Origin of the sequence: Rhizobium sp. 57MFTsu3.2 (assembly GCF_012932765.1) — a bacterium.
Taxonomy (GTDB): Bacteria; Pseudomonadota; Alphaproteobacteria; order Rhizobiales; family Rhizobiaceae; genus Rhizobium; species Rhizobium altiplani.
Genome location: NZ_JDWI01000036.1, coordinates 1 through 22,012 on the forward strand (window position 1 = coordinate 1; position 22,012 = coordinate 22,012).

Sequence of the window (22,012 nt, forward strand, 5' to 3'; positions counted from 1 at the left end):
GAGACTTACAGGCGTACAGAAGGACAAAGCGCAACAGTTTAATTTAGGAGATTGGCCATCACGGTGAGCAGGGACGTCACCGTGCTGAGCTGATGCTGTGAACTTGCAAGTGAAGAGCAGATGGTGCGATCGATCGATCCAAGACGCGTGACACTCCGTTAATTCCACTGGCCTTTTAAGGTCGTTACCGTGTTAGGAACGCGCGTTGCGGAAACCATCTTGGCCAGTGGTCATGTGCGACCACACACAAAGGCCGCACATATGGAAGCAAGCGATCCGATCAAAAATATCTGCAGAAAACACTTGCAACAGGGAGCCGTCCACATATGGAATTGCGCAATGCCCGCGATGCGTTACGTCAGGCTGCGACGAGCGCTGAGGACCGATTTGTATGCCTGAAAGGCGCCTGGTGCACAGCCACGCACGATAGCGGCTACTTCGTGACGATCGTCGAAAATCCCGCTTACTTCGGCGCTGCCTGCGATACGGCCGATATCGTCGTGACACCCGCTCGCCTCCGCACGACGGGGTGCCGGTCGGGCGCACTTTTGTTCACCGGCGAAACCTTGCGTCGCTTTGGTGCCGCTGAGGTAAGGATCGACGATCAAGGTAGCCCCGTCGAAACGACGGCCTATATACGAGGCTCGACCGCCCTTGGATCCGCCATCGGGCGTATAATTGGCGAAGCGGCACCTTTGACGGCGAGCCGCTTGCCTTCAATGATAGCGGCGAATGAGGCCGACAAGCTTGCCCTGGACCTTGACACGGTCAGGCCCGAAAATGCGCGTCTCGTAAGCCGGGTTTGCCGCCTCAAGTGCGATGGAGGCGCCTTTCCGGCGGAAGCGCTTGAGCGTCGCTTCCTCATCATCGACAAGCGCAACAACGATGTCGCCGGCATTGGCGGTGCTGCCGTTGCGGATGATTACCGTGTCGCCATCAAAGATGCCGGCCTCGATCATCGAGTCGCCCTTGACCTCAAGCGCATAGTGCTCGCCTGGGCCAAGCATGTCCGCCGGAACCGTGATGTCATGGGTATTGTTCTGAATTGCCGAAATCGGTACGCCGGCAGCAATCCGTCCCATGACCGGTACAGAGGCAGGACCGCCGTTGTCAGCCTGCGGCGCTGGCTTCGGCGCCACAACTGGCTGTGGTTTGCCGAGGCTGCCTTCGATAACGCTCGGCGAAAAACCGCGGCGGGGCTGCAGGCTCGGGTTATATGCCTCGGGCAGTTTGATGACTTCCAGAGCGCGGGCTCGATTCGGCAGTCGGCGAATGAAGCCCCGTTCCTCCAGCGCGGTAATCAGGCGGTGGATGCCTGACTTCGACGCGAGGTCCAAGGCATCCTTCATTTCATCAAAAGAAGGGGGGACACCGGACTCCTTCATTCGCTCGTGAATGAAGAGAAGAAGCTCCTGTTGCTTGCGCGTCAGCATCGAAGTTGAACCCCAGAGTCGTGAAACAAAGCCAGAACAGACACTATATGTTCCATATGTGTTCCGCAAGTACCTAAATTTTCGTAAAACTTGCCTGCAACTTGCTGAGTTTTTGCGTCTCATTTGACCGAAAGCGTAGAAGGGGGTTGCATTGTCCTGTTGCCCGGCGCACATCTTCGCAAATTCCGGAGAAGTTGCCATGAGCGAAGCACATCCGCTGGACCACATCGTGCTGCCGGTTCCAAATATCAGGCTCTCGCGCGAGCGTCTCGGAAAGCTGGGATTCACCGTCGCGCCCGACGCCCGGCACCCGTTTGGGACCGAGAATGCCTGCATATTCTTCGCCGACGAAACTTATCTGGAGCCTCTCGGGGTCGCCAATGCCGAACTGCATGAAGCTTCGGCGCAGAAAGGCAATGTCTTCACCGCGCGGGACCGTGCCTTTCGATTCCGATGTGGAGACGATGGGCTGTCTGCCGTGGTCTTTGCGACGGCAGATGCCGATCGCGACCATGCCCGGTTTCTGTCCGAAAAGATCAATGGCGGCGAGATGCTGCAGTTCGAGCGGCCGATGAAGATGCCCGATGGCTCGGAGGTGACGGCTGCATTTAAGCTCGCCTTTGCAGTTGACCTGCGCGCTCCAGATTTCTTTTTCTTCACATGCCAACGTGTCAACCCGCTGCCAGCCGACCGGAAAGCCCTGCAAGTGCATGCAAATGGGGTGGTTGGGATCGCAGAGATCGTGCTTGGGGCACCCGACCCCAAGGCGTTTGGACCATTCCTGCGCGCCGCCGCCCACAGCTTGGGAACGACCAATGAGGCCTTCGGTGTGAGTGTGACAACTCCGAATGCCAGAGTGAGTGTTCTCTCCCCGGATGGACTGGACGCCTACTTCGACATCCCTGCGCCTTCCGACGATCGCGGTCTGCGTGGTGTTGCCATCGTTTTCAAAGTAGGCGATCTCGCCGTGACAGAAGCGCAATTGGCTGCTAACGGGATGACCTATACGCGCAAGAACAATCGAATTCTGGTGAAGGCCGCGCCCGGACAGGGCGCTCTCTTCGCCTTCGAGGAGAAACGATGAGCCAGACAAATTCCGAAGTCGTGGTCGGCGAAGGCGCCGGCCGCGTCACCTTTTCGAATTCCGGCAAGCTGTCGCTGATTGCCGGGCCTTGTCAGATGGAGAGCCGTGAGCATGCCTTCATGGTCGCCGGTGTGCTGAAGGAACTCTGCGACAAGCTTGGTCTCGGCCTCGTCTACAAGTCCTCCTTTGACAAGGCGAACCGGACGTCGCTGTCAGCGCAGCGCGGTATCGGCCTCGAAACGGCGCTTGAAGTGTTCGCCGATCTCAAGAGGGAATACGGCTTTCCTGTCCTGACCGACATTCATACCGAAGAGCAGTGTGCCGAGGTGTCCACCGTCGTCGACATCCTGCAGATCCCAGCTTTCCTCAGCCGTCAGACCGACCTGCTCGTTGCCGCCGCCAAGACCGGCCGCGTCATCAACGTCAAGAAGGGGCAGTTCCTCGCGCCCTGGGACATGAAGAACGTCCTCAACAAGCTGAATTCGAGCGGAAATCCGAACATCTTGCTTTGCGAACGCGGTGCTTCCTTCGGCTACAATACGCTGGTCTCCGACATGCGATCGCTGCCTATCATGGCGGCGATGGGCGCCCCCGTGGTCTTCGACGCCACGCATTCGGTCCAGCAGCCGGGCGGGCAGGGCGGTTCGAGCGGAGGGCAGCGCGAGTTCGTGGAGACGCTCGCGCGTGCGGCGGTCGCCGTCGGCGTCGCTGGCGTATTCGTGGAAACCCACGAAGATCCTGACAATGCGCCTTCGGATGGTCCCAACATGGTCTATCTGCGGGATATGCCGCGGCTTCTCGAAAAGCTGCTGGCCTTCGATGCGATTGCCAAGGCGGGATAAATGGATGGACGTGCACGCCGTCAACCGGCGAGCGCCAACCTCGTCTTTGTGGGATATGCCGATCCTGCCGTCCTCTCCGTGCCTTCGAGAGCGAAGCGGGAGAGCAGGTGATTGAGGTGTAGCGCCTCGTTGCCAAGCTCGCGGCAGGCTGCGCTGGTTTCCTCCGCCATCGCGGCGTTTTGTTGGGTGACGCTGTCCATGGTGTTGACGGCGGCATTGACCTCGACGAGCGCGGTCGTCTGTTCCGAGGAAGAGCGCACGATCGCCTCGATCAGCGTCGTCACCTTCAGCACCTGCTGATCGATACTGTTCAAGGCTTCGCCGGTGCGGTTCACCAAGGCAACGCCGGTTGACACCTGACTGGACGAAGTCTCGACCAACTGCTTGATTTCCTTCGCCAGCTTGGCAGAGCGGCCGGCGAGGTCGCGCACTTCTTGCGCCACGACGGCAAAACCCTTTCCGGCCTCGCCGGCACGAGCGGCCTCAACACCAGCATTGAGCGCGAGCAAGTTGGTCTGGAAGGCGATCTCGTCGATGACGTTGATGATTTCGCCGATCTGCACGGATGATGCTTCGATCTTCTCCATCGCAGCTACGGCCTCGTGCACGACAGTTGCCGAATAGCTGGCGCTTTCCTTCGTCACCGTCATCATCGCGTTTGCTTCATGGGCGCGTTTCGACGAGTTTTTGACCGTAACCGTGATCTGATCTAGCGCCGAGGCTGCCTGCTCCAGCGATGCGGCCTGATGTTCCGTTCGCCGGGCCAGATCATCCGTGCTTGTTGCGATTTCGCTAGTGCCAGTCCTGACCGTAGTGGTTGCCGTCGCGATATCCCTCATTGTGCCGGAAAGCGTGCGGACGCTCGAATTGAACTGCTCGCGTAGCCTCTCGTAGTCCGGCGCGAACGCTTCGTTGAGCTGGACGGTGAGGTCGCCGCGGGAAAGACGGTCCAGGCCGCGGCTTAGGCTCACGATGATGCGTTCGCGGCCGGCATCCTCATCAGCCTTGGAGGCGGCCAGCGCCGCATCGCGCTGGGCTTGGGCCTGGCGCTCCGCATCCTGGTGTTCGCGGATTTTGTTCCGTTCTTGCGCCGATTCGCGAAACACGGTGACGGCGCGTGCCATTTCGCCAATTTCATCGACACGGTGGCTGAAGGGGACTTCCTTGGAATAGTCGCCGCCCGCTAGGATCGCCATGTAGTCGCGCATCGCCGAAAGTGGCACGATGGCGCGCCGGCGGAAGGCGTAGAGGCCGCCAAGAAGCAGGCAAAGCGAGACCGCCGCAGATGCAACCGTGATCGCCGAGAGAATGCTTGTCTGTTCGGCCGCGTCTTTTTCAGCCTTTGCCAGGAAGGCGTTCGCCATATCAACGAGCTCGTTGACCGCCGTTTCGTGGATATGAAAATTGGTCGCAAGCTTCTCGAAGGCTGTCGGGATGACCGCAGAGTCGTGGTTAAGGATGGCGGGCGCGAGTTCGTCCTGCATCACCTTCCAGAACGCATCGCCTTTGATGAGGACGTCGTTCAGAAGTTTTTCCTTGAGGTCTGCGCTGAGCGCGGTTGCCTGCCAATACTTGCGGCGATCCTCATAGGCGGGCTTCAGGACATTTTGAATGCGGTCGATGTTCTTTCCGGCGACCTCCGGGCGCTGCACCGCCTCGAGTGCAAGCATGTAGGATTCAACGACATAGAGGGGCGGCGGCAGAATATCGGCAACGAGATCCTTGCCGTAGACGATTTGCCGGTACATCTCGCCGTTCACGCGTAGCTTATTGAAGGCGTAGTTTTGTATGCCGATCGAAGCAATGAGCCCGGCGGCGACGACCACCGCGAAGATGGCAAGGCTTCGTGCAATATTGAGTTTCATCCTATGCCCCGTAAATAGTAAATAGTGAACGACGTCGTTTCTGAAACCATTGGAAATTTTCGAGCAGCAGCTATGGATCGTGACAGGCGGCTTGGCCGCATAAGGAAGCGCATCATGCAATAACGCCTGCCGAAGAAGGTGTTATTTCCTTTCGGCCGTTAACAAATATGATTGGTTACTGGTCGATAAATTTACAACCAGCTTGAAAGTCAAAATTTATATTTCCAAAACGTCAGGTTTTGAAAGTTGATAAGCGTTGTCTCCAACCAACGGCCGGGCGTGGCTTCAAAGGCCTGACATATTCACCCGTTAGGGCCGTGGCATGCCATCTGTCGTCAGTGTGGCATTGTAATTTGTGTGCCTTCGATTAAACAGGCTTCCAACGTTATCACCCACCGAGCAGGAAGAACCGATGACTGCAATTACCGACATTATCGCCCGCGAGATTCTCGACAGCCGTGGCAATCCGACCGTCGAAGTCGATGTCTATCTCGAAGACGGCAGCATGGGCCGTGCGGCGGTGCCGTCGGGCGCTTCCACCGGTGCTCACGAAGCTGTTGAAGTTCGCGATGGTGGCAATCGCTATCTCGGCAAGGGTGTTGAAAAGGCTGTCGAAGCCGCCAACACCGAAATCTTTGACGCGATCGGCGGCATTGATGCCGAAAACCAGATCCAGATCGACAACATCATGATCGAACTGGACGGCACGCCGAACAAGTCGCGCCTCGGCGCCAACGCCATCCTCGGCGTATCGCTCGCGGTTGCCAAGGCTGCTGCCCAGGCTGCCGGCCTGCCGCTCTACCGTTATGTCGGTGGCGCCAGCGCCCACCTGCTGCCGGTCCCGATGATGAACATCATCAACGGTGGCGCGCATGCCGACAACCCGATCGACTTCCAGGAGTTCATGATCCTGCCGGTCGGTGCCGATTCCATCCGCGAAGCCGTTCGCATGGGCTCGGAAGTATTCCACGTCCTCAAGAAGGAGCTGTCGGCTCAGGGCCACAACACCAACGTCGGCGATGAGGGTGGTTTCGCGCCGGGCCTGAAGAGCGCCCCTGAAGCCCTCGACTTCATCATGAAGTCGATCGAGAAAGCCGGCTACAAGCCGGGCGAAGACATCTACCTCGGCCTCGACTGCGCTGCGACCGAATTCTTCAAGGACGGCAAGTACGTTCTCGAAGGCGAAGGCCGCACGCTGGAATCGGGTGCCATGGCTGAATACCTTGCCCAGCTCGCCGCCCAGTATCCGATCATCTCCATCGAAGACGGTATGGCTGAAGACGATTGGGACGGCTGGAAGGCACTGACGGATCTGGCCGGCAAGAAGGTCCAGCTGGTCGGTGACGATCTATTCGTCACCAACTCGGCCCGCCTGCGTGATGGTATCCGCATGGGCGTTGCCAACTCGATCCTCGTCAAGGTCAACCAGATCGGCTCGCTGACGGAAACGCTCGACGCCGTCAACACTGCGCATAAGGCTGCCTACACCGCAGTCATGTCGCACCGTTCCGGTGAAACCGAAGATTCGACGATTGCCGATCTGGCGGTCGCCACCAACTGCGGTCAGATCAAGACCGGCTCGCTGTCGCGCTCGGATCGCCTGGCCAAGTACAACCAGCTGATCCGCATCGAAGAGGGCCTCGGCCCGCAGGCCCGCTACGCCGGCCGTTCGATCATCCGCGGCTGATCAATCGCGCCTGAATTGAGCGACTTGGACCCGCGTCTACGAAAGGCGCGGGTTTTTTCGTGCCTGATTTTTCATAGTCAACGGACAGTTAATCTCTGCCCGGTAGTCTTCAGCGCATCGAGGTAATGCGTTCGAGCGTGCGTTTATGTGGACAAAGCATCACAAGAAGAAAAAGATCGGTCGTTTCGTGGTTCCCGCGATGACGGTCGCGTTTCTCTCCTACTTCGGCTATCATTGCATTCATGGTGATTACGGTCTGCGGGCAACCGAGGGGTTCGAGCGCCAGCGGATAGCGCGCGAAAGGGAGTTGGCGGTTCTGAAAGGCAAGCGCGAGCATCTTGAAAAGCAGGTCGCGCTGCTGAGCGACGGTTCGATGGACAAGGACATGCTGGACGAGAAAGCGCGTCTTCAGCTTAATGTTTCTCGCGCTGACGAGATCGTCATATTCAATCACTATTCGAATTAACCGAAATTCAGTTAATCGAAATAAAGCGTTATTTATCAGTGCTTTAATGATGAATACGAGCCATGCATTTATGGCATTGCTGTGGCTAAATTTCTTCCCTATGGTGTGCGCCACCAAAGAACCGACAAACCCATAGGGAGGGTTGAATGGCGCCGCGAAAAACCGCGACCGTTTCCAGCCGTAAAACTAGCGCAAAGCCGGCAAACAAGGCCTCGAATGGTGGTCCTGTCGCTGATTTCACGCGCGACGAGGAGCTCAAGGCCTACCGCGAAATGCTGCTGATCCGCCGCTTCGAAGAGAAGGCCGGGCAGCTCTACGGCATGGGCTTCATTGGCGGTTTCTGTCACCTCTACATCGGTCAGGAAGCTGTCGTCGTCGGCATGCAGATGGCGCAGAAAGAAGGCGATCAGGTTATCACCGCCTATCGCGATCACGGCCATATGCTGGCGACCGGCATGAGCGCGCGTGGCGTCATGGCCGAACTGACCGGCCGCCGTAGCGGTTATTCGCGCGGCAAGGGCGGCTCGATGCACATGTTCTCGAAAGAGAAGCATTTTTACGGCGGTCACGGCATCGTCGGCGCCCAGGTTTCGCTTGGAACGGGTCTCGCTTTCGCCAATCGCTACCGCGGCAACGACAGCGTTTCCGTCGCTTACTTCGGTGACGGTGCTGCGAACCAGGGCCAGGTCTACGAGAGCTTCAACATGGCTGCTCTCTGGAAGCTCCCGATCATCTACATCGTCGAAAACAACCGTTACGCCATGGGCACCTCGACTGCCCGCGCGACCGCGCAGTCGAACTACTCCCTGCGTGGCTCCGGCTTCGGCATCCCCGGCATCCAGGTCGATGGCATGGATGTCCGCGCCGTAAAGGCCGCAGCCGACGAAGCCCTCGAGCATTGCCGCTCCGGCAAGGGTCCGATCATCCTCGAGATGCTGACCTACCGCTATCGCGGTCACTCGATGTCCGACCCGGCGAAGTACCGCACGAAGGAAGAAGTGCAGAAGATGCGCTCCGAGCAGGATCCGATCGAGCAGGTGCGAGCGCGCCTCCTTGAGAAGGGTTGGGCCTCGGAAGACGATCTGAAGGCGATCGACAAGGATGTCCGCGATGTCGTTGCCGACAGCGCCGACTTCGCCCAGTCCGATCCAGAGCCGGATGCATCCGAGCTCTACACTGACATTCTGCTCTAATCGGGGAGGGACGACCCATGCCAATCGATATTCTCATGCCCGCCCTCTCTCCGACGATGGAAGAAGGCACGCTTTCCAAATGGCTCAAGCAGGAAGGCGACACCGTCAAGTCTGGTGACGTGATCGCCGAAATCGAAACCGACAAGGCAACGATGGAAGTCGAAGCCGTCGATGAAGGCGTCATCGGCAAGCTCCTGGTTCCGGCCGGCACAGAAAATGTGAAGGTCAATGCCAAGATCGCGGTCCTGCTTCAGGACGGTGAATCGGCGTCCGACATCTCTGCCGCACCTGCCGCGCAGCCCGCACCTGCCGCTGTCGCTCCGCAGGCGGAAGAAAAGCCTGCTGCCGCTGCTGCTCCGGTTCCGGCGGAGCCGAAGGCTGCCGTGCCGAACGATCGGGAAATTCCGGCAGGTACGGAAATGGTCTCCATGACTGTTCGCGAAGCGCTTCGCGATGCCATGGCCGAAGAAATGCGCGCCGACGACAGCGTCTTCGTCATGGGCGAAGAAGTTGCCGAATACCAGGGCGCCTACAAGGTCACCCAGGGTCTTCTGCAGGAATTCGGCGCCCGCCGCGTCATCGACACCCCGATCACCGAGCACGGCTTTGCCGGCGTCGGCGTCGGTGCTGCCATGTCCGGTCTGAAGCCGATCGTCGAGTTCATGACCTTCAACTTCGCCATGCAGGCGATCGACCAGATCATCAACTCCGCCGCCAAGACGCTCTACATGTCCGGTGGCCAGATGGGTGCTCCGATCGTCTTCCGCGGCCCGAACGGTGCAGCTGCCCGCGTTGGTGCCCAGCACAGCCAGGACTACTCGGCATGGTACAGCCAGATCCCGGGCCTCAAGGTCGTCATGCCCTACACGGCATCCGACGCAAAGGGTCTGCTCAAGGCTGCCATCCGCGATCCGAACCCTGTTGTCTTCCTCGAGAACGAAATCCTCTACGGTCAGCATTTCGATGTGCCGAAGCTCGATAATTTCGTTCTCCCGATCGGCAAGGCTCGCATCCATCGTCCGGGCAGGGACGTCACGATCGTCTCCTTCGGCATCGGCATGACCTATGCCACCAAGGCCGTCGCGGAACTCGAAAAGATCGGCATCGATGCCGAGCTGATCGATCTGCGCACGCTGCGCCCGATGGACCTTCCGACCGTGATTGAATCGGTCAAGAAGACCGGCCGTCTGGTCACCGTCGAGGAAGGCTATCCGCAGAACTCGGTCGGCACCGAAATCGCTACCCGCGTCATGCAGCAGGCCTTTGACTACCTCGATGCGCCGGTTCTCACGATCGCCGGCAAGGACGTTCCGATGCCCTACGCCGCCAATCTCGAGAAGCTCGCACTGCCGAGCGTCGCCGAGGTCGTCGATGCCGTAAAGGCCGTTTGCTACAAGTAACATGGGGAGGGTATTTCGATGCCTATCAACATCACGATGCCTGCCCTCTCTCCGACGATGGAAGAAGGCAATCTGGCCAAGTGGCTCGTCAAGGAAGGCGACACGGTCAAGTCGGGCGACATCATTGCGGAAATCGAAACCGACAAGGCAACGATGGAAGTCGAAGCCGTCGATGAGGGCACGGTTGCCAAGATCGTCGTTCCTGCCGGCACGGAAGGCGTCAAGGTCAATGCCTTGATCGCCGTGCTTGCTGCCGATGGCGAAGATGTATCCGCTGCTGCAAGCGCTGCAGGCTCTGCCGCACCGGCGCCGAAGGCTGCTGAAGCCCCGAAGACGGAAGCAGCGCCGGCAGCACCGGCTCCGGCTGCTGCCGCACCGGTTCCGGCAGCGGCACCTGCAGCCGCTCCCGCGGGCGGAAATCGCACCTTCTCCTCGCCGCTTGCGCGTCGACTGGCCAAGGAATCCGGTATCGATCTCTCGGCCATATCAGGCTCCGGCCCTCACGGCCGCGTTGTCAAGAGCGATGTCGAGGCGGCCGTGTCAGGTCGTGGTGCAAAGGCTGCTCCGGCTGCTGCTGCTCCGCAGGCTGCCGCACCGGCTCCTGCTGCAGCCCCGAAGGGCGCATCGGACGAGAGCGTTCTCAAGCTGTTCGAACCGGGCTCTTACGAGCTCGTGCCGCATGATGGCATGCGCAAGGTCATCGCCAAGCGCCTCGTCGAGTCCAAGCAGACTGTGCCCCACTTCTACGTCACCGTGGATTGCGAGCTCGATGCACTGATGTCTCTGCGTGCCCAGCTGAACGATGCCGCTCCCCGCAAGGATGGTGCGCCGTCCTACAAGTTGTCGGTCAACGATATGGTCATCAAGGCTATGGCGCTGGCTCTGCGCGATGTTCCGGATGCGAACGTCTCCTGGACCGAAGCCAACATGGTCAAGCACAAGCACGCCGATGTCGGCGTTGCCGTCTCGATCCCTGGCGGCCTGATCACCCCGATCATCCGCAAGGCCGAGGAGAAGACCCTGTCGGCCATCTCCAACGAGATGCGTGATCTCGGCAAGCGCGCCAAGGATCGCAAGCTGAAGCCCGAAGAATACCAAGGCGGAACCAGCTCGGTCTCCAACATGGGCATGATGGGCGTCAAGCAGTTCGCAGCCGTCATCAACCCGCCGCATGCGACGATCCTCGCAGTCGGCGCAGGCGAGCAGCGCCCCGTCGTCAAGAACGGCCAGCTGGCTGTCGCAACCGTGATGACGGTCACGCTGTCGACCGACCATCGCTGCGTCGACGGCGCGCTTGGTGCGGAGCTGCTGCAGGCGTTCAAGGGCTACATCGAAAATCCGATGGGTATGCTCGTCTGAGACCGGAGCGGAGGCGGAAATGACGAAGACCGTTCTTTGCTATGGTGACTCGCTGACTTGGGGCTATGACGCCGACACGATCGGACGTCATGCCTACAAGGATCGTTGGCCAAGTGCGCTTCAGGCGGCACTCGGCAACGAAGTGCGGATCATCGCCGAAGGATTGAATGGGCGAACCACCGCCTTCGACGACCATCTCGCCGACTGCGACCGGAACGGCGCACGCATCCTTCCGACGATTCTGCAGAGCCATGCGCCGCTTGATCTCGTCATTTTGCTGCTTGGCACCAACGACATGAAGCCTGTCGTGGCGGGTTCGGCCTTTGCCGCCTGCCAGGGCATTGCCCGGCTGGTGCGTCTGATCCGCAATCATGCTTGGCCCTTCGAATTCGATGGGCCGGACATTCTGATCGTCGCGCCGCCGAAGGTGCGTGAGACGGCAAACGTGCCATTTGCGGCGTCGTTCGTCGGCGCCATCGAGGAGTCGGCGAAGCTTCCGACCCTTTATCGTGATCTCGCGGACGAACTCGGCTGCGGCTTCTTTGACGGCAATTCGGTGGCGAAGACGACACCGGTCGATGGCATTCACCTCGATGCGGACAATACCCGCGCTCTTGGGCGCGGCATGGAGTCGACTGTGCGGATGATGCTGGGGCTTTGAGCATGGGATCCTTCGCTTCGCTTCGTCCCGCGACGCGGGAGGATGCGACGGAGCTGGCTTTACTCACGGACATCGCTTCCCATGGTTTCGCCTCCTGGCTCTGGCTGGTGGAGCTTGGAAACGGTGGCGGCGATACGCCGATGGAGCGTGGACGGCAGAAGCTGCGTGGCGACCAGGGGCAAGGCAACTGGAGCGACGCCGTGATTGCCGAAGCCCATGGCGAGATCGCGGGAGCCGCGATCGGCTACGGTCTTGGCGAAGGCATACGGAATATCGAGGCGGATCGCCCGGCGCTGAAGCCGGTCATCGATCTGCAGAAAATGGTGTTGGGAAGCTGGTTTGTCGGAACGCTCGGTGTCTACAGCCATCTGCGTGGCATCGGGATCGGTCGAAGGCTTCTCATGGATCAGATTGAGCGTGCGGAAAATGCGCCGGTCAGCCTGATTACCGCAGGTTACAACGAGGCGGCTCTGTCGCTTTACAAGAAGAATGGATTTTCGGAGGCGGCGCGAACGAATGCCGTGGCCTTCTTCGAAAACGGCAGGAAACACGAGTGGGTGCTTCTCACCCGCGACGCCCGATAGCAAAGGCAGGGAAACATGGCTGAGAACTACGACGTCATCATCATCGGCTCCGGACCCGGGGGCTATGTCGCCGCTGTGCGCGCCACCCAGCTCGGTCTCAAGACCGCGATCGTCGAACGCGAGCATCTGGGCGGCATTTGCCTGAACTGGGGCTGCATTCCAACCAAGGCTCTGCTCCGCTCGGCCGAAATTCTCGACCATTCCAACCACCTGAAGGACTACGGTCTCGTGCTGGAAGGCAAGGTCAGCGCCGACGTGAAGGCGGTCGTTGCCCGCTCGCGCGCCGTCTCCGCACGCCTCAACGGAGGCGTCGGCTTCCTGATGAAGAAGAACAAGGTCGACGTGATCTGGGGCGAGGCCAAGATCACCAAGCCGGGTGAGATCGTCGTCGGCAAGTCGTCGAAGCCGGTCGTCGAGCCACAGCATCCCGTGCCGAAGGGCGTCAAGGGCGAGGGCACTTACACCGCCAAGCACATCATCGTTGCAACAGGTGCGCGTCCCCGCGCCCTGCCGGGCATCGAGCCGGACGGTAAGCTGATCTGGACCTATTTCGAAGCGCTGAAGCCGGATGTACTGCCGAAGTCGTTGATCGTCATGGGCTCGGGCGCGATCGGCATCGAATTCGCAAGCTTCTATCTGTCGATGGGCGTGGACGTGACGGTGGTCGAAGTCTTGCCTACCATCATGCCGGTCGAGGATGCGGAAGTTACTGCGATCGCCCGCAAGCAGATGGAAAAGCGCGGCATGAAGATCTTCACGAGCGCAAAGGTCGCGAAGGTCGAAAAATCCGCCAACAGCATCACCGCGCATGTCGAGACGTCGGATGGCAAGATACAGCAGATCACGGCGGATCGCATGATTTCGGCTGTCGGCGTGCAGGGCAACATCGAAAACCTCGGCCTTGAGGCTGTCGGCGTCAAGACGGATCGCGGCTGCGTCGTCATCGACGGTTACGGCAAGACCAACGTTCCTGGCATTTACGCGATCGGTGACGTCGCCGGCCCGCCGATGCTCGCTCACAAGGCGGAGCACGAAGGCGTCGTCTGCGTCGAGAAGATCGCCGGCCTGCCGAACGTTCATGCGACCGACAAGGGCAAGGTCCCGGGCTGCACCTACTGCAACCCGCAGGTTGCCTCCGTCGGTCTCACGGAAGCCAAGACCAAGGAATTGGGCCGCGACATCCGTGTCGGTCGCTTCTCGTTTGCCGCCAACGGCAAGGCGATCGCGCTTGGCGAAGATCAGGGTCTCTGCAAGGTCATCTTCGACAGGAAGACCGGCGAGCTGCTCGGCGCCCACATGGTTGGCGCTGAGGTCACCGAGCTCATCCAGGGCTTTGTCGTCGCAATGAACCTAGAGACCACGGAAGAGGAACTGATGCACACGATCTTCCCGCATCCGACGGTTTCCGAAACGATGAAGGAAGCGGTTCTGGATGCTTATGGTCGTGTCCTGAACGCTTGATCGTTTCTTCCCTATTGTCGAAGGTGGAAAAAGCAAAAGTCGATCATCATGTTTATGGTGTGTCGGCGCCATCATCGTGGTTCTGATCGCAAGGGCGATATCGTAAAGAGGCGAGGGCAGGATGGAAGGCGTAGGCTGGATCGCAGCGATCATCATCGGCGGCTTTGCGGGTTGGCTCGCGGGCAAGCTGATGGAGGTTCGCTACGGAGTATTGCTCAATATCGTGCTCGGCATCGTCGGCTCGGTGGTCGCAACCGCGATTCTGGCGCAATTTCATATAGAGGTGGCCGGCGGCAGGCTCGGTTACTTCGTCACGGGTTTTCTTGGTGCCTGCTTGCTGATATTCGTCGCGCGGCTCGTCCGCCGATAGATAGGGCTTTTGCCGCATGGAGCGGCGGAGATTTGAACTGCCATGGTAACCATTCTCGATACGATCAATCCTGATACCAAGCGTGTGCGGCATCCCGAAAAGGCCCATCGGCCTGACCAGGAGGTCCTGCGCAAGCCGGATTGGATCCGCGTCAAGGCGCCAACCTCCAAGGGATACGCAGAGACGCGCTCGATCGTGAAGGAGCACAAGCTCGTCACCGTCTGCGAAGAGGCTGGTTGCCCCAATATCGGCGAGTGCTGGGACAAGAAGCACGCGACCTTCATGATCATGGGCGAGATCTGTACCCGCGCTTGCGCCTTCTGCAACGTTGCGACCGGCAAGCCGAATGCGCTTGACATGGCCGAGCCGGAGAATGTCGCCAAGGCGGTGAAGGAGATGGGGCTCTCCCACGTCGTCATCACTTCGGTCGACCGCGATGATCTCGAAGACGGCGGCGCCGAGCATTTCGAGAAGGTGATCTGGGCGATCCGTGTTGCCTCGCCGACGACGACCATCGAAATCCTGACGCCCGACTTCCTGAAGAAGCCCGGTGCCCTGGAGCGCGTCGTTGCCGCAAAGCCCGACGTCTTCAATCACAACATGGAAACGGTTGCCGGCAACTACCTGACGGTTCGTCCGGGAGCTCGTTACTTCCACTCCATCCGCCTGCTGCAGCGCGTGAAGGAACTGGACCCCACCATGTTCACCAAATCGGGCATCATGGTCGGTCTCGGCGAGGAACGAAACGAAGTGCTGCAGCTGATGGACGACTTGCGGACCGCAGAGGTCGACTTCCTGACCATCGGCCAGTACCTGCAGCCAACCCGCAAGCACCACGCGGTGATGAGCTTTGTTACGCCTGACGAATTCAAGTCCTACGAGACGGTCGCCTATACCAAGGGCTTCCTGATGGTGGCTTCGAGCCCGCTGACGCGTTCGTCGCACCATGCCGGCGACGACTTCGCACGCCTGAAGGCCGCACGCGAGAAAAAGCTGCTGATCGCAGCGGAATAATCAACGATCGCTTGCATTTTTCAAAAGCGGCGGCGATCTTCCCGCGGCTTTTTGTTTGCGGAGGCGACGAGAATGCCGGCTTATATCGACGATATGCGCAAGGTTGCCGCACTGCTGCGCCAGTCCGAGCGCATCATGGTCATCGGCTGCTCCGGCGGCGGCAAGAGCACCTTGTCGCTAAAACTCAGCAGCAAGCTCGATCTTCCTTATTTTTCCATGGATAAAGAGTTCTTCTGGCTGCCGGGCTGGGTCAAGCGCCCGAAAGAGGAAGAGCGCCATCTGATCGGTAACGTCGTCGCCGGCGAACGGTGGCTCATGGACGGAACCGGCCCATCCACCTTCGATATTCGTGTCGCCCGCACGGAACTGGTCGTCTGGGTACGTATGCCGCGCTGGCTTTGTCTGTGGGGAATCTGCAAACGCGCGTTCCTCCATCTCGGAAGGACTCGGCCAGACATGGCGCCCGGATGCCTGGAGCGAGTGCCGGATCGGGAGTTTCTCACTTACATCTGGACGTTCGAGAAGCGGTTCGCGCCCCTGGTGATTGCTGCGCTCGACAAGCATGGCCCGAATGTTCCGGTTTTTCAGCTGAAAAGCCGGCGAGAGGTGAACCACCTTCTTGATCTTCTCGGCGCTCCTACTTAACTGCCGATCATGCCTCAGTTCGAAACGCATCACTCCGTCCCGCATTCCGCCGATCAGATGTTCGATCTCGTCGCCGACGTCGAGCATTATCCTCAGTTTCTTCCGCTCTGCGAGGCGCTGAGCATTCGCAGCCGCAAGGAGCGTGACGGCAAGGTTCTTCTGATCGCCGATATGACCGTCGGTTACAAGGCGATCCGCGAAACCTTCACGACGCAGGTGCTGTTGAACCGGGCCGAGCGCCTCATCGAGGTCAAGTATATTGATGGACCATTCCGCTATCTCGACAACCGCTGGCGTTTCGAGGAGACGGCAACAGGCTCCAACATCCACTTCTTCATCGACTACGAGTTCAAGAGCCGCATCCTGGGGGCGGTCATGGGGTCGATGTTCGATCGCGCCTTCCGCATGTTCTCGGAAGCCTTCGAAACGCGGGCGACGAAGATTTACGGCTGAGCCAATTCCTGGATCATACCAAGCGCGGTCCTGACCGTCGCAAGCCGCACCTCACCGCGACCGATGTCGCCGTAGAGCATCTTCCGATGAATAAGCCCGCCAGAGCGCGACTTGGCCGCGAGGTGGACGAGGCCGACCGGCTTCTCCACCGATCCGCCGCCTGGCCCGGCAACGCCCGTCACGGCGACGGCAATGGCGGCGCGGGAGCGGAAGAGGGCGCCGTGCACCATCTGCCGCGCCGTCTCCTCGGAGACCGCGCCGAAGCGGATCAGCGTTTCCTCCTGCACGCCAAGCATCTCCATTTTGGCGGTATTGGTGTAGGTGACGAAGCCTCTGTCCACGACAGAGGACGATCCTGAGATTTCCGTGAGCGCGCCAGCGACCAGTCCGCCGGTGCAGGATTCCGCGGTCGAAACCATCAGCCCAGCTGCCGTGAAATCGCGAATGATCGCTTCTGCTTGCACGATGATGTCGTTCGGGAAGGTGCTCATCTCATGTGCTCCGATAGACGACGGTTGCCGTGGCGATCGCGGCGATGCCCTCGCGCCGGCCGACAAAGCCGATCTTCTCGTTGGTCGTCGCCTTGACTGAGCAGCGGTCGATCGAGATGCCCAGGAACTCGGACAGATTGGCGCGCATCTCGTCGCGATGCGGCCCGACTTTCGGTGCTTCGGCGATCAGCGACACGTCGGCGTTCATGATGGCGCCGCCACGCTCGCGCACGATCTTTGCCGCATGTTCGATGAAGATGCGCGACGGCGCGCCCTTCCACTGCGGATCAGATGGCGGAAAATGATCGCCGATGTCGCCCGCTCCACAGGTCGCAAGCAGTGCGTCAGTCAACGCGTGGAGCGCTACGTCCGCGTCGGAGTGACCCTTGAGCTTCTGGTCATGCGGTATGAAGACGCCGCAGAGCGTTACGCCGTCGCCCGGCTCGAGCTGATGGACGTCGTAGCCGTTGCCGGTGCGCACATCGGGGAGCGCCTGTACTGAAAGTCTGCTGTCTGCCATTGCGATGTCCCGTTTGACCGTCAGTTTTACATTGTCCGCCAGACCCTCGACGATCCGCACCGGAATACCGGCCCATTCGGCAATGGCGGCGTCGTCGGTGAAATCGGTGAGATTTGCCACAACCGCCTTTTCGTGGGCGGCAAGGATGGGCTCGAAGGCGAAAGACTGCGGCGTTTGCGCTGCGTAGAGATGATCGCGGGAAACGGTGTCGAGGACCGTTCCATCATGATCTGCTCGCTTCAGTGTGTCGGCGACGGGCATGGCGGGGAGAATTGCCGGCACGCCCTCCGAGAGCAGGCCAGCGATGCGATCGAGAAGCGCATGATCGAAGAAGGGCCGCACTGCGTCGTGGATCAGAACATGCGAGATATTCTTGCCGCGCAAATGGCGTAGTCCCGCTAAGACGGATTGTTGGCGCGTAGCGCCGCCGTGAGCCGCATCGATCGGCGTGCCGGACTGGACCTGCCCGGCAGCTTTAGCAAACAGCGCCTCGTCGTCGGGGTGAATGACCACGACGATGTGGCGGGCAAGCTCCCAGCTGGCGAACTTCTCCAGTGTGTGAGTGATAACAGGCCTGCCGCCAATCGCCCGATACTGCTTCGGTCCCTCTTCGGAGGCGCCCGCGCGTTCGCCGCGGCCGGCCGCGACGACGACGATACCTATTGCTGGTTGCTTTTGATGCATTTGCGGCATAAATCCTCAAAGCGCGATTTTTACACCGGTGCTTAGCGGCTTGGCGCATCGAATTCCAGCATTTGCTCGAAAAATGTCAATTCGCGCACTGCCCTCTTGGCAAGCCATTCAAACCTGTCTAAAAATAGTGCACGCATTTCGCGTGCCTGAAAGATAATCAATTGTTGAGCTTCGACCTCGCATCACCTTTGCGGATTGGACCTGTGGAAGTCAGGAACCGTGTTGTGCTGGCGCCTATGTCTGGCGTGACGGACATGCCGTTCCGGCAACTGGCGTGGCGTCATGGCGCAGGGCTTGTGGTCACCGAAATGGTAGCAAGCCGCGAACTGGTCAACAGCACTGCCGAATCATGGGCACGCCTCGAAAGCGCGGGGTTTGAGCCCCACATGGTTCAGCTCGCTGGCCGTGAAGCCCATTGGATGGCGGAGGCCGCGAAGATCGCTGCCGACCATGGCGCCGACATCATCGATATCAACATGGGATGCCCCGCCAAGAAAGTGATTGGCGGTTACTCCGGCTCCGCCTTGATGCGCGATCCCGATCACGCCCTCAGCCTCATCGAGGCGACAGTCAAGGCCGTCAGCGTTCCCGTGACCCTGAAGATGCGGCTCGGTTGGGACGAGAATTCGATCAACGCGCCCGAGATCGCGCGCCGCGCCGAACAGGCTGGCGTTCAGCTTATTACGATCCATGGCCGCACGCGCATGCAGTTTTACGAGGGTCGGGCAGACTGGGATGCGATCCGCGCGGTTCGCGATGCCATTACCGTGCCCTTGGTTGCAAACGGCGATGTCGAAACCGTCGAGGATGCACATGAGATTCTGCGTCGCTCGGGAGCCGATGCCGTCATGATCGGTAGGGGCTGCCAGGGCAGGCCGTGGCACGCCGGCGTATTGGCTGGGCAACCGGCGCCCGAAGTGTGGGAAGTCCCCGACATTGCGACCGAGCACTACAGAATGATGCTCGAATTTTACGGTGAGGCAGTCGCCGTTCGCCATGCAAGGAAGCACCTTGGCTGGTATCTCGACCGTTTTGCGCCTGGTCTTGCAGCGCAGGAAAAGGCCGCGATCATGACGGCGCGGGAGCCCGACGACGTAGCTGCAAGGTTTTATAATGCATTTATGGCTATGGCATCGAACACGCAGACGCGGGAGGCTGCATGACGAATGACGTGCCATCGTCGATCGACAACGGCGTTAGCGCAGTTGCGATCGCTGTGCTCAACGCGATCCAGAATCCGGTCGTGATGGTCAACGAGGCTGGCCTCGTCGCCTTCGCAAATTGGGAAGCGGAAGCCTTCTTCGGTGCCAGCGCAGCCCACCTCGCGCGGTACAAGATCTCGACCTTTATCCCATTTGGCAGTCCGCTGCTGGCCTTGATCGACCAGGTTCGTGAACGGCGAGCACCGATCAACGAGTATCGCGTCGACTTGAGCTCGCCGCGCCTCGGACAGGACAAGCTTGTCGACTTGTATGTTGCCCCTGTCGTCAGCGATCCAGGCTCCGTCGTGATCGTGTTCCAAGAGCGGTCGATGGCGGACAAGATCGACCGGCAGCTGACGCATCGTGCGGCGGCCCGCTCGGTCACGGGGCTTGCCTCCATGCTGGCGCATGAGATCAAGAATCCGCTTTCCGGTATTCGCGGTGCAGCGCAGCTGCTAGAGCAATCGGTCGTCGACGACGACCGCGCATTGACGCGGCTGATCTGCGACGAAACGGACCGCATCGTCTCGCTCGTGGACCGCATGGAAGTCTTCTCGGACGAACGCCCCGTTGATCGGATGCCGGTCAATATCCACTCCGTTCTCGATCACGTGAAGGCCGTGGCGAAGGCGGGATTTGCGCGGCACCTCCGGATCACCGAGAACTACGACCCGTCGTTGCCGTCGGTCTACGCGAACCGCGATCAGCTTGTTCAGGTGTTCCTCAATCTCGTAAAGAATGCCGCCGAAGCCGTCGGCGATCGCCCGGATGGCGAGATCGTTTTGACGACGGCTTACCGCTCCGGCATTCGTCTGTCGGTCGCCGGCACGCGCGAAAAGATTTCGCTGCCGCTGGAATTTTGTGTTCAGGACAACGGTCCGGGCGTGCCGGCGGACCTTCTGCCGCATCTGTTTGATCCGTTCATTACGACCAAGACGAACGGCAGCGGCCTTGGCCTCGCGCTCGTCGCTAAGATTATTGGGGACCACGGCGGCATTATTGAATGCGACAGCCAGACCAACCGCACGACATTCCGCGTCTTGATGCCGGCCTCCAAGGACGCATCGGTGGACGACGCAACGACCATAACTCCCACAGGACCTACTCGATGACAGCAACGATCCTCGTCGCGGATGATGATGCGGCAATTCGTACCGTGCTTAATCAGGCTCTGAGCCGCGCCGGCTATGACGTGCGAATTACCTCCAACGCCGCCACGCTCTGGCGTTGGGTGTCGGCAGGCGAGGGCGATCTTGTCGTAACCGATGTCGTGATGCCGGATGAAAATGCGTTCGATCTCCTGCCGCGCATCAAGAAGGCCCGCCCGGATCTCCCCGTGCTTGTCATGAGCGCCCAGAACACCTTCATGACGGCGATCAAGGCTTCCGAAAAGGGCGCCTACGATTACCTGCCAAAACCATTCGACTTGACGGAACTGATCGGCATCATCGGCCGTGCGCTGGCCGAGCCGAAGCGCAGGCCAGCCAAGCTTGACGAGGACATGCAGGACGGAATGCCGCTTGTCGGCCGTTCGGCCGCGATGCAGGAAATCTATCGCGTCCTTGCGCGCCTGATGCAGACCGATCTGACGCTGATGATCACCGGCGAGTCCGGTACCGGCAAGGAACTGGTGGCGAGGGCGCTCCATGACTACGGCAAGCGCCGCAACGGGCCGTTTGTCGCGATCAACATGGCGGCGATCCCGCGCGATCTGATCGAATCCGAGCTCTTCGGCCACGAGAAGGGTGCGTTCACCGGCGCCCAGACGCGTTCGACCGGTCGCTTCGAGCAGGCCGAAGGCGGCACGCTTTTCCTCGACGAAATTGGTGATATGCCGATGGATGCCCAGACGCGCCTCCTGCGCGTCCTGCAGCAAGGCGAGTACACCACTGTCGGCGGCCGCACACCGATCCGCACCGACGTTCGGATCGTCGCGGCGACCAACAAGGATCTGAAGCAGGCGATCAATCAGGGACTTTTCCGCGAGGATCTCTACTATCGCCTAAACGTCGTTCCGCTGCGTCTGCCGCCGTTGCGTGATCGTGCGGAGGATATCCCGGATCTTGTGCGCCACTTCGTCCAGCAGGCGGAAAAGGAAGGCCTTGGCTCCAAGCGCTTCGATCAGGAGGCGCTCGATCTGATGAAAGCCTACGCCTGGCCGGGCAACGTGCGCGAGCTCGAGAACCTCATTCGCCGGTTGATGGCACTTTATCCACAGGATGTGATCACCCGCGAAATCATCGAAGCCGAGCTTCGGTCCGATGTGCCGGACAGCCCGATCGACAAGGGGCCGATCCGTAACGGCAACATGACTATCGCTCAGGCTGTCGAAGAAAACATGCGGACATACTTCGCCGGTTTCGGCGACGGCCTGCCGCCACCCGGGCTTTACGATCGTGTATTGACGGAAATGGAGTATCCGCTGATTCTAGCCGCGCTGACGGCGACACGCGGCAACCAGATCAAGGCGGCTGACCTTTTGGGGTTGAACCGCAATACGCTGCGCAAGAAGATCAGAGAGCTTGGCGTATCGGTGTACAGAAGCTCCCGCACTGCTTGACAATGTGACTGGCGACGTTGCATTTTCGC

The 22,012-nt window shown here is 60.0% G+C and carries 21 protein-coding genes; 17 read left to right on the plus strand and 4 right to left on the minus strand.

The window, feature by feature from the left end:
* Positions 1-716: 716 nt before the first annotated feature.
* Positions 717-1,433, minus strand: a complete 717-nt coding sequence (gene lexA / locus AF71_RS27155) for a transcriptional repressor LexA (protein ID WP_018858812.1) — start codon at positions 1,431-1,433, stop codon at positions 717-719.
* 199 nt (positions 1,434-1,632) lie between these two features.
* On the opposite strand from lexA, the gene AF71_RS27160 reads away from it, so the two are divergent.
* Both AF71_RS27160 and kdsA read left to right on the plus strand, forming a co-directional pair.
* A complete protein-coding gene (locus AF71_RS27160) occupies positions 1,633-2,517 on the plus strand; it encodes a VOC family protein (RefSeq protein ID WP_018858811.1) in 885 nt (294 codons plus the stop codon).
* The gene (gene kdsA, locus AF71_RS27165) at positions 2,514-3,359 is read left to right on the plus strand and encodes a 3-deoxy-8-phosphooctulonate synthase (protein ID WP_169683859.1); all 846 of its coding nucleotides are present in this window, start codon (positions 2,514-2,516) and stop codon (positions 3,357-3,359) included. The genes AF71_RS27160 and kdsA overlap by 4 nt, the downstream gene beginning before the upstream one ends.
* Positions 3,360-3,379: 20 nt before the next feature.
* Here kdsA and AF71_RS27170 read toward each other — a convergent pair whose 3' ends face one another.
* Positions 3,380-5,224 (minus strand): HAMP domain-containing methyl-accepting chemotaxis protein, encoded by a 1,845-nt coding sequence (locus tag AF71_RS27170; protein WP_169683860.1) that lies wholly within the window; start codon positions 5,222-5,224, stop codon positions 3,380-3,382.
* Positions 5,225-5,636: 412 nt separating this feature from the next.
* Here AF71_RS27170 and eno point away from each other — a divergent pair, with 412 nt between their 5' ends.
* The 12 genes from eno (at position 5,637) to AF71_RS27230 (ending at position 16,517) form a co-directional block, all read left to right on the plus strand.
* On the plus strand, positions 5,637-6,911 hold the full coding sequence (gene eno, locus AF71_RS27175) for a phosphopyruvate hydratase (RefSeq protein ID WP_112659422.1): 1,275 nt from the start codon (positions 5,637-5,639) through the stop codon (positions 6,909-6,911).
* A 145-nt stretch (positions 6,912-7,056) separates the two neighbouring features.
* Entirely contained in the window at positions 7,057-7,377 is a 321-nt protein-coding gene (locus AF71_RS27180; RefSeq protein ID WP_007532419.1) for a septum formation initiator family protein, read from the plus strand.
* Positions 7,378-7,523: 146 nt separating this feature from the next.
* The gene (gene pdhA / locus AF71_RS27185; protein WP_018858807.1) at positions 7,524-8,570 is read left to right on the plus strand and encodes a pyruvate dehydrogenase (acetyl-transferring) E1 component subunit alpha; all 1,047 of its coding nucleotides are present in this window, start codon (positions 7,524-7,526) and stop codon (positions 8,568-8,570) included.
* Between the two features lie 17 nt (positions 8,571-8,587).
* Positions 8,588-9,970 (plus strand): pyruvate dehydrogenase complex E1 component subunit beta, encoded by a 1,383-nt coding sequence (locus AF71_RS27190; protein WP_169683861.1) that lies wholly within the window; start codon positions 8,588-8,590, stop codon positions 9,968-9,970.
* A gap of 18 nt (positions 9,971-9,988) precedes the next feature.
* Entirely contained in the window at positions 9,989-11,329 is a 1,341-nt protein-coding gene (locus tag AF71_RS27195) for a pyruvate dehydrogenase complex dihydrolipoamide acetyltransferase (protein WP_169683862.1), read from the plus strand.
* Between the two features lie 19 nt (positions 11,330-11,348).
* A complete protein-coding gene (locus AF71_RS27200) occupies positions 11,349-11,990 on the plus strand; it encodes an SGNH/GDSL hydrolase family protein (RefSeq protein ID WP_018858804.1) in 642 nt (213 codons plus the stop codon).
* Between the two features lie 2 nt (positions 11,991-11,992).
* Positions 11,993-12,574 (plus strand): GNAT family N-acetyltransferase, encoded by a 582-nt coding sequence (locus AF71_RS27205; protein ID WP_169683863.1) that lies wholly within the window; start codon positions 11,993-11,995, stop codon positions 12,572-12,574.
* A gap of 15 nt (positions 12,575-12,589) precedes the next feature.
* Positions 12,590-14,035 (plus strand): dihydrolipoyl dehydrogenase, encoded by a 1,446-nt coding sequence (gene lpdA / locus AF71_RS27210; RefSeq protein ID WP_018858802.1) that lies wholly within the window; start codon positions 12,590-12,592, stop codon positions 14,033-14,035.
* 121 nt (positions 14,036-14,156) lie between these two features.
* Entirely contained in the window at positions 14,157-14,405 is a 249-nt protein-coding gene (locus tag AF71_RS27215; protein WP_018858801.1) for a GlsB/YeaQ/YmgE family stress response membrane protein, read from the plus strand.
* Between the two features lie 42 nt (positions 14,406-14,447).
* Positions 14,448-15,419, plus strand: coding sequence for a lipoyl synthase (gene lipA / locus AF71_RS27220; protein WP_018858800.1), 972 nt, complete (start codon positions 14,448-14,450; stop codon positions 15,417-15,419).
* Positions 15,420-15,491: 72 nt separating this feature from the next.
* The gene (locus tag AF71_RS27225) at positions 15,492-16,064 is read left to right on the plus strand and encodes an ATPase AAA (protein WP_026371999.1); all 573 of its coding nucleotides are present in this window, start codon (positions 15,492-15,494) and stop codon (positions 16,062-16,064) included.
* Between the two features lie 9 nt (positions 16,065-16,073).
* Positions 16,074-16,517 carry a type II toxin-antitoxin system RatA family toxin gene (locus AF71_RS27230; protein WP_007790436.1) on the plus strand — a complete coding sequence of 148 codons (444 nt, stop codon included), beginning with the start codon at positions 16,074-16,076 and terminating at the stop codon, positions 16,515-16,517.
* Here AF71_RS27230 and AF71_RS27235 read toward each other — a convergent pair.
* Positions 16,508-17,008, minus strand: a complete 501-nt coding sequence (locus AF71_RS27235) for a CinA family protein (RefSeq protein WP_169683865.1) — start codon at positions 17,006-17,008, stop codon at positions 16,508-16,510. The genes AF71_RS27230 and AF71_RS27235 overlap by 10 nt on opposite strands.
* Position 17,009: 1 nt before the next feature.
* Positions 17,010-18,221 carry a bifunctional 2-C-methyl-D-erythritol 4-phosphate cytidylyltransferase/2-C-methyl-D-erythritol 2,4-cyclodiphosphate synthase gene (locus AF71_RS27240; protein WP_169683866.1) on the minus strand — a complete coding sequence of 404 codons (1,212 nt, stop codon included), beginning with the start codon at positions 18,219-18,221 and terminating at the stop codon, positions 17,010-17,012.
* A gap of 146 nt (positions 18,222-18,367) precedes the next feature.
* Here AF71_RS27240 and dusB point away from each other — a divergent pair, with 146 nt between their 5' ends.
* Genes dusB through ntrC form a run of 3 tightly spaced genes read left to right on the plus strand, consistent with a single transcriptional unit; the run spans position 18,368 to position 21,983 of the window.
* Complete coding sequence (dusB, locus tag AF71_RS27245; RefSeq protein ID WP_169683883.1) at positions 18,368-19,384, plus strand: tRNA dihydrouridine synthase DusB; 1,017 nt, start codon at positions 18,368-18,370, stop codon at positions 19,382-19,384.
* The gene (locus AF71_RS27250; RefSeq protein WP_169683867.1) at positions 19,381-20,535 is read left to right on the plus strand and encodes a nitrogen regulation protein NR(II); all 1,155 of its coding nucleotides are present in this window, start codon (positions 19,381-19,383) and stop codon (positions 20,533-20,535) included. Before dusB ends, AF71_RS27250 begins: the two co-directional genes overlap by 4 nt.
* The gene (gene ntrC / locus AF71_RS27255; protein ID WP_018858794.1) at positions 20,532-21,983 is read left to right on the plus strand and encodes a nitrogen regulation protein NR(I); all 1,452 of its coding nucleotides are present in this window, start codon (positions 20,532-20,534) and stop codon (positions 21,981-21,983) included. Before AF71_RS27250 ends, ntrC begins: the two co-directional genes overlap by 4 nt.
* The last annotated feature ends 29 nt before the right edge of the window (positions 21,984-22,012 follow it).

Coding starts and splice junctions, on each gene's coding strand:
- lexA (WP_018858812.1), bottom strand. CDS start 1,433: ATGCTGACGCGCAAGCAACAGGAGCTTCTTCTCTTCATTCACGAGCGA.
- AF71_RS27160 (WP_018858811.1), top strand. CDS start 1,633: ATGAGCGAAGCACATCCGCTGGACCACATCGTGCTGCCGGTTCCAAAT.
- kdsA (WP_169683859.1), top strand. CDS start 2,514: ATGAGCCAGACAAATTCCGAAGTCGTGGTCGGCGAAGGCGCCGGCCGC.
- AF71_RS27170 (WP_169683860.1), bottom strand. CDS start 5,224: ATGAAACTCAATATTGCACGAAGCCTTGCCATCTTCGCGGTGGTCGTC.
- eno (WP_112659422.1), top strand. CDS start 5,637: ATGACTGCAATTACCGACATTATCGCCCGCGAGATTCTCGACAGCCGT.
- AF71_RS27180 (WP_007532419.1), top strand. CDS start 7,057: ATGTGGACAAAGCATCACAAGAAGAAAAAGATCGGTCGTTTCGTGGTT.
- pdhA (WP_018858807.1), top strand. CDS start 7,524: ATGGCGCCGCGAAAAACCGCGACCGTTTCCAGCCGTAAAACTAGCGCA.
- AF71_RS27190 (WP_169683861.1), top strand. CDS start 8,588: ATGCCAATCGATATTCTCATGCCCGCCCTCTCTCCGACGATGGAAGAA.
- AF71_RS27195 (WP_169683862.1), top strand. CDS start 9,989: ATGCCTATCAACATCACGATGCCTGCCCTCTCTCCGACGATGGAAGAA.
- AF71_RS27200 (WP_018858804.1), top strand. CDS start 11,349: ATGACGAAGACCGTTCTTTGCTATGGTGACTCGCTGACTTGGGGCTAT.
- AF71_RS27205 (WP_169683863.1), top strand. CDS start 11,993: ATGGGATCCTTCGCTTCGCTTCGTCCCGCGACGCGGGAGGATGCGACG.
- lpdA (WP_018858802.1), top strand. CDS start 12,590: ATGGCTGAGAACTACGACGTCATCATCATCGGCTCCGGACCCGGGGGC.
- AF71_RS27215 (WP_018858801.1), top strand. CDS start 14,157: ATGGAAGGCGTAGGCTGGATCGCAGCGATCATCATCGGCGGCTTTGCG.
- lipA (WP_018858800.1), top strand. CDS start 14,448: ATGGTAACCATTCTCGATACGATCAATCCTGATACCAAGCGTGTGCGG.
- AF71_RS27225 (WP_026371999.1), top strand. CDS start 15,492: ATGCCGGCTTATATCGACGATATGCGCAAGGTTGCCGCACTGCTGCGC.
- AF71_RS27230 (WP_007790436.1), top strand. CDS start 16,074: ATGCCTCAGTTCGAAACGCATCACTCCGTCCCGCATTCCGCCGATCAG.
- AF71_RS27235 (WP_169683865.1), bottom strand. CDS start 17,008: ATGAGCACCTTCCCGAACGACATCATCGTGCAAGCAGAAGCGATCATT.
- AF71_RS27240 (WP_169683866.1), bottom strand. CDS start 18,221: ATGCCGCAAATGCATCAAAAGCAACCAGCAATAGGTATCGTCGTCGTC.
- AF71_RS27250 (WP_169683867.1), top strand. CDS start 19,381: ATGACGAATGACGTGCCATCGTCGATCGACAACGGCGTTAGCGCAGTT.
- ntrC (WP_018858794.1), top strand. CDS start 20,532: ATGACAGCAACGATCCTCGTCGCGGATGATGATGCGGCAATTCGTACC.